The sequence below is a fragment of the Neisseria sp. HMSC061B04 genome (assembly GCF_001836705.1).
In the GTDB taxonomy this organism is placed as follows: domain Bacteria; phylum Pseudomonadota; class Gammaproteobacteria; order Burkholderiales; family Neisseriaceae; genus Neisseria.
On record NZ_KV830218.1, the window covers coordinates 1 to 5697 of the forward strand.

The 5697-nt window shown below is 45.3% G+C and carries 7 protein-coding genes and 2 pseudogenes; 2 read left to right on the plus strand and 7 right to left on the minus strand.

Going from position 1 to position 5697, the window contains the following annotated elements:
- Positions 1–30: 30 nt before the first annotated feature.
- On the minus strand, positions 31–459 hold the full coding sequence (locus HMPREF2661_RS08875; RefSeq protein ID WP_084824326.1) for an NAD(P)H-dependent oxidoreductase: 429 nt from the start codon (positions 457–459) through the stop codon (positions 31–33).
- Between the two features lie 145 nt (positions 460–604).
- Here HMPREF2661_RS08875 and HMPREF2661_RS08880 point away from each other — a divergent pair, with 145 nt between their 5' ends.
- Entirely contained in the window at positions 605–1513 is a 909-nt protein-coding gene (locus tag HMPREF2661_RS08880) for a LysR family transcriptional regulator (protein ID WP_079453776.1), read from the plus strand.
- Between the two features lie 757 nt (positions 1514–2270).
- Here HMPREF2661_RS08880 and HMPREF2661_RS08885 read toward each other — a convergent pair.
- Entirely contained in the window at positions 2271–3161 is an 891-nt protein-coding gene (locus tag HMPREF2661_RS08885; protein ID WP_049322816.1) for a LysR family transcriptional regulator, read from the minus strand.
- Between the two features lie 126 nt (positions 3162–3287).
- Here HMPREF2661_RS08885 and HMPREF2661_RS08890 point away from each other — a divergent pair.
- Positions 3288–3722, plus strand: a pseudogene (locus tag HMPREF2661_RS08890) (aldo/keto reductase); the annotation flags it as partial.
- 29 nt (positions 3723–3751) lie between these two features.
- Here the strand turns inward: HMPREF2661_RS08890 and HMPREF2661_RS11840 are convergent.
- From HMPREF2661_RS11840 to HMPREF2661_RS11490, 5 genes and pseudogenes are all read right to left on the minus strand, one after another.
- Positions 3752–4054, minus strand: coding sequence for an oxidoreductase (locus HMPREF2661_RS11840; protein WP_284675781.1), 303 nt, complete (start codon positions 4052–4054; stop codon positions 3752–3754).
- Complete coding sequence (locus HMPREF2661_RS08895) at positions 3967–4311, minus strand: oxidoreductase (protein WP_283123635.1); 345 nt, start codon at positions 4309–4311, stop codon at positions 3967–3969. The genes HMPREF2661_RS11840 and HMPREF2661_RS08895 overlap by 88 nt, the downstream gene beginning before the upstream one ends.
- 105 nt (positions 4312–4416) lie before the next feature.
- The gene (locus HMPREF2661_RS08900) at positions 4417–4671 is read right to left on the minus strand and encodes a hypothetical protein (RefSeq protein WP_049322815.1); all 255 of its coding nucleotides are present in this window, start codon (positions 4669–4671) and stop codon (positions 4417–4419) included.
- Positions 4672–4873: 202 nt separating this feature from the next.
- Complete coding sequence (locus HMPREF2661_RS08905; protein ID WP_070823431.1) at positions 4874–5347, minus strand: hypothetical protein; 474 nt, start codon at positions 5345–5347, stop codon at positions 4874–4876.
- A gap of 130 nt (positions 5348–5477) precedes the next feature.
- Positions 5478–5697 (minus strand): annotated as a pseudogene (locus tag HMPREF2661_RS11490) (IS5/IS1182 family transposase); the annotation flags it as partial.

Sequence of the window (5697 nt, forward strand, 5' to 3'; positions counted from 1 at the left end):
CCTAGCATAACTGCTAATCTACGTCAGCCCCTAATCTAAACCACATAAAGTCGCAAAGGTTTCAAACTGTGGTAGGTAATCTTCAACAGTGTGTTTGAAGAAACCGTCTTTTTGATACACTGCTTCTGGTGCGCCAGTCGTGAATGAAATAATCAATTTTTTACCGCCGATTTTTGCAGTCGAGCCGTGCGCAAAACCGTGAACGAACACTTTATCAATCCACAATTTCATCAAGCCTGGCACGGAATACCAAGAAAATGGAAATTGGAACACAATCACATCGGCTTTTAAAATCGCAGATTGTTCTGCTTCGATATCAAATTGATAATTGGGATACAGCGTATCCAAACGGCGGATTTCAGCTTCGGGCAAAGCTTGTGCCACTTCGCTCAAAATGGTTTGGTTAGCAATAGATGTGTTCAACTCCGGATGACCTGAAACAATTAATACGTTTTTCATGTTGTTTTACCTCTTTATAAATACTGGGATAATGGTTTTGTAAAATTGGTAAGAAACCTTACCGCTTGTTGATGAGGTGTATTATACGTAGAAAAATTGTTATGATTAGACGCATAATCTCTAAATAACTTTTAGGTAAAATCTAATGATTGATAATTCATTCTACGGTCAGCTCAACGTTTTCCAAACCATCGCCCAAGAAGGCAGTATTTCAGCGGCAGCACGCAAATTGGAAATTGCGGTGCCTTCGGCGAGCCAGTCTTTGAAACTGCTGGAACAGAAAATCGGTGTGCCGCTGTTCCACCGCACAACGCGTAATATTCAATTGACAGATGCAGGTAGGCAGCTACTGGAGCGTACCGAGCAAGCTATGGCAACGTTGCACCAAGCATTTGAAGAAGTGCAGAATTTTGGTGAGCAAGTGAGCGGCACCGTGCGGATTACCATGGCGCGAGTGATGTATCAATTACTATTGCGACCACATTTGAGAGAATTTCATCAACGCTATCCACAAATTCAATTGGAAATTTCACTTAATGACGGACTTTCGCACCTGATTGAGGATGGCATCGATTTGGGTATTCGCTTCGGCAATCAATTGGATGAAGGGATGGTTGCACGTAAGTTGGTAAATGAAGTGAAAGAAGGCTTGTACATCAGCCAAAGCTATGAAAAACAATATGGCATACCCAAAACGCCTAGAGATTTGTCAGCTCATAAACTTATCGGCTATCGTTTTATCTCATCCAACAAAATTGAGCCTATGGTTATCACACAAAATGGTCAAGATATCGCCATAGAAATGGATGCGCCGTTGCTTTGTAACGATCCGGAAGTGTTACTAGATGCCACCCGCCAAGGTTTGGGAATAGGTAGAATTTTTACCCATAATATGAAACAGCAACCAGACCAAGCAGATTTCATCCCCGTGCTACAAAAACATTGGCGACAGTATCCACCGATTTATCTTTATTATTTGCAACATAGCCAACGAGCGAGAAAAGTGCAGGCGGTGATTGAGTTTTTGCTGGAGAAAACTGCTGAGTTTAGATAAAACAGGCGGGCAAATTAAAAATGCTTTGAAATTTGACCGCTCTTTGCCATAAAAAAGGCCGTCTGAAACGATCATTTCAGACGGCCTTTTTCATCAAATCTTCATTTAAGTTGTACCATAGGTTGCCAAATAATTTTCCCGAAATACTTTTGGTGTGATGTGTTGTTGTTTCTTAAAAAATTTATTGAAGTGCGTGGCTTCTTCAAAACCCAGTTGCAAGGCGATTTGTTTGACGGATTGCGGCGTATGAATCAATAAACGTTTGGCTTCCAGCAGCAGGCGGTCAGTGATGACGGTTTTGGCAGACAGCCCGCTTTGGGCAAGGCAGAGTGTCCCCAGCGTTTTTTCGCTGCACGCCAGTTGAGCCGCATAAAAACTGACTTGTATATTCTTTGGTAGAGACTAGAAATAAAAAATTAAAAGATACAAATTAGATTGGTAAGCTAGGATTAAATATCACTATTATTAATTTAACATAATATAAATTAATTTCCTTTTCCCTATTCTTCTACAAATTCCGCTTATTGTTCCTATATGTCAAATGAGAATTAGTGATACTCTAGAGAGTGTGCTCATAGTACTCCAATTTTTAGTATATAATCAATAGGTTTTAAGAGAATTTTGGTTGCTTAATAATACTGCAACTCTACCACTTAATTGCCAAAGAGTGGAATAGGCTAACATACCCAGTACCTTCAACTTTTGAAATAGGTAAGGGTAGGGGGGCTAATTTGTGATGCAAATGCTGCCTCCATTATTAGGCGGCTTTTACTTTTAGCGCATCCATGATCAACTTAAATACATTAGAATGCCCACGACGGCTAGGGTAATAGAGGTAAAGCGGATCGTAAGTCATCGCGTATTCGGGCAGCAGCTCGACCAATCGCCCCGACTGAACTGCGTCCGCCACGTTGAGGTACGGCACCCACGCGATGCCGAGGCCGTCTGAAACGGCTTGCAGGCGCAGATGGTTATTGATGGAAAACTGCGATTTGGGCGTGAACGTCATCCGCTCTTTTTTGTCTTTGAATTTCCATTGCATCTCTATGCCGTGTGCGGCGGAGAGCTTCGTGCCAATCAGGCGGTGCTGCTGCAAATCGTCAATATTTTTCGGCGAACCGTGTTGTGCTAGATAATCGGGTGAGGCAACCAGCACCATTTTAAGCGGCTCAGAAATCGGCACGGCAATCATTTCTTTCGCCACATCGTTGCCCAGCCGCACGCCCATATCAAACCCTTCTTTCACAATGTCCGCCCAGCGGTTGTCCACCACGATTTCCAAACGGATTTTCGGGTATCGGTTCAAAATCGGCTTTAATTTCGGATACAACACCGCTTCCGCTGCCACCGCAGGGGCATTGATACGAATCAGTCCCGATGGCGTGCTCAGAAAATCGTTCAACGCATCAACTTCGTTGTTAATCGCTTGATACAGCGGGGAAAGCTGCTCAAAAAGCTGCTGTCCTGCTTCAGTCAGCGACACATTGCGTGTGGTGCGGTTGAGCAGGCGCAGGTTCAGCCGTGTTTCCAAATTTTTCATGCTGTGGCTCAATGCCGAAGAAGAAATTCCCAAAAGTTGCCCCGCTTTCATAAAGCTCTGTGTTTGCGCCAGCGTCAAAAAATAATTCAGCTCGTTAAAGTTCTGCATTTTCCGCCCCGTTTTGGTTGATTAGTGAATTTAATTCACTACATCATAAAACCAAACCTAATTTATTTCAATAAAAACATGGACTAAAATGGCAACCCTTCATGAGAACAAACAGGAGACGACATCATGCAAAACATCACATTAAACAACGGCGTACAAATTCCCGCACTCGGTTTCGGCGTATTCCAGATTCCACCCGCAGAAACCGAACAAGCCGTGATTGCGGCTATTAAAGCAGGCTACCGCCATATCGACACTGCGCAGGCTTATATGAATGAAACCGAAGTCGGTTTGGGAATAAAAAACAGCGGCGTGGCGCGCGAGGAATTGTTCATTACCACCAAAATTTGGGTGGAAAATTTCGGCTATGAAGCCGCCAAAGCGTCGCTGGATCGTTCATTGGGTCGTCTGAATTTGGATTACATCGATATGGTGCTGATTCACCAGCCTTATGGCGACAGCTACGGCACATGGCGCGCGCTGGAAGAATATCAGGCGGCCGGCAAAATCCGCGCCATCGGCGTGAGCAATTTTTCGCCCGTGCGCGCGGTGGATTTGGGGCTATTCAATAAGGTCATGCCGCAAGCCAATCAGATTGAAATCAATCCGTTCCAACAAAAAATGAAGCCGTTACTGCTTTGCAGGCCGAAGGCATCGCCGTGGATTTCTACGCCGTCCAAGCCTGCGTCGAGCGCGAGTTCGGCGGCATGGGCAAAGTGCTGCACCATTTGCGCCACTTCGTCGCTGCTCATTTCGCGCACGCGCCCGTAAGCGCTGGGGGCGACGGCGCCGAGTCCGCGCGTCATCAGCGGATTGGCACGGCTGCCCGCGTGGGCGATTTGGGCGACGATTTTCGCGCCTTGTTCGTGCGAAATGGCTGTGTATTCGCGCAGGGTGGGTAGGTGGCTTGCGTCAAAAGCGTTGAGCGACGGAAAACCGAGATGCCGGTCGGATGCACATTGGTAAACGGCATCACAAACAGCCCGAAGCCGCGAAAACGGTCGCGCCAGAAATTACGGGCGGCGTCGGTCAGCCCACCGTTGGCATCGGATTCGTAAATCGTCAGCGGCGCGACGACAAAGCGGTTTTTGATTGCCACGCCGTTGTTCAGGGTATACGGCGCAAACATCGGGGCGTAACGCGGGTTCATTTTTTGGCTCCTTGTGTTGGGTTAAAGGCCGTCTGAAAGCGGGTTCAGACGGCCTTTTTTGCATTTGTGTTGAATCAAATATAGTTATTCAAAATCAGATCTTCATCAGCTACGCGAATAACTCTGGTATTCCGTTTCCTGTTGTGCAATTTGAGTCTCTTGGTTCGAAAACGATGGTGTCTGTTGTGCCAAACCCTCCTGTACACGTTTGTTGAATTTATCAACAATATCTTGGTTTTCTGCTAAAAGCTGCTTGGTGTACGAACCATCCTTATCATTCATTAACCCATTGATCATCGAACGAATTTTTTCATATTCAGATTGGGATTCTGATTCATTTTTTCCAACATCCGGCGCCATCTCAGGTTTAATAAAGTTTTCTTTAGGCCGTAATGCACCGTGAAAAATAGTTTTTTTAATCCCAATAAGAATTTCCTGTCATCACTACTTCAGCAGGCCCTGTTGATGTTTGAGATCCAAAAATCAGCATAATCAATAATCCGTTGATTCTGCCGTTCTTGAATTTCAGACATTTCAATTCCTTTTATGCAGTGTTAAAAAATTAATCTGCAAAAAAACGGACAGCCTTTGTTTTAACCCAGCCGGTTGCACATACACCGCTGGCGGTTACAACAAGCTGCCCGCCCTCGTCAAACGAAGTCGTCAGACGGCATTGGCTGCCTGACGGTTTCTTTACCTGCCATTTGCTTGGAAAATCTGCCATTTTCAAGCATTCTTTCGCGCCTGCATCTTCACAGCCCACACCCGCTGCCGGAGGCACTTTTTTCACCAGCGTCCAGCCGTTTGATTCAGCCACATTGCCAACCACACAGAGATATTGGGTGTTTCTTAACTGCATTACCGTTTTCGAACGGGCATCGGGCTTTTCCTTTAACACTGCGCCGCCTGATGATTGTACATAAACCTGATTGCCGCACGACACGGTTTGATGATGGGCTATTTTTCCACTATTTACCGGCTTCGCCACCACTGTTGCCGAGACCAGCAAGGTTAAAAGCAGCATTTTTTTCTTCATTTAAATACCTTTTAAAAACAATAAATTACTAAAATACGCAACATAATCAATGTATTATTGATGATAAAACAACATTGCAAATAATGCAAACGACGAACATCCGAATGCGGTAAGGCCGTCTGAAAGCGATTTCAGAATCGGTGCGGGTATGTTGTTTGTAACCAAGTTTGTAGAGGCCGTTTTTCTTTGTCCAGTGGGCATCTTTATCTTTACTCGGTGTGGTTTGGCCACTGACTTGTCCTTCTTCATCGACTTCTATGGCCTGACGCTGTTTGCTGCCGGCAGTCTGAATAATGGTGGCATCAATGACGGCGGCGGATGCTTTCTCTACTTTTAAGCCTTTTTCGGTC

Bases quoted from the DNA above. Each gene is read 5' to 3' on its own strand.
- HMPREF2661_RS08880 (WP_079453776.1), top strand. From the start codon at position 605: ATGATTGATAATTCATTCTACGGTCAGCTCAACGTTTTCCAAACCATC.
- HMPREF2661_RS08905 (WP_070823431.1), bottom strand. From the start codon at position 5,347: ATGAAGAAAAAAATGCTGCTTTTAACCTTGCTGGTCTCGGCAACAGTG.
- HMPREF2661_RS08885 (WP_049322816.1), bottom strand. From the start codon at position 3,161: ATGCAGAACTTTAACGAGCTGAATTATTTTTTGACGCTGGCGCAAACA.
- HMPREF2661_RS08895 (WP_283123635.1), bottom strand. From the start codon at position 4,311: ATGAACCCGCGTTACGCCCCGATGTTTGCGCCGTATACCCTGAACAAC.
- HMPREF2661_RS08875 (WP_084824326.1), bottom strand. From the start codon at position 459: ATGAAAAACGTATTAATTGTTTCAGGTCATCCGGAGTTGAACACATCT.
- HMPREF2661_RS08900 (WP_049322815.1), bottom strand. From the start codon at position 4,671: ATGGCGCCGGATGTTGGAAAAAATGAATCAGAATCCCAATCTGAATAT.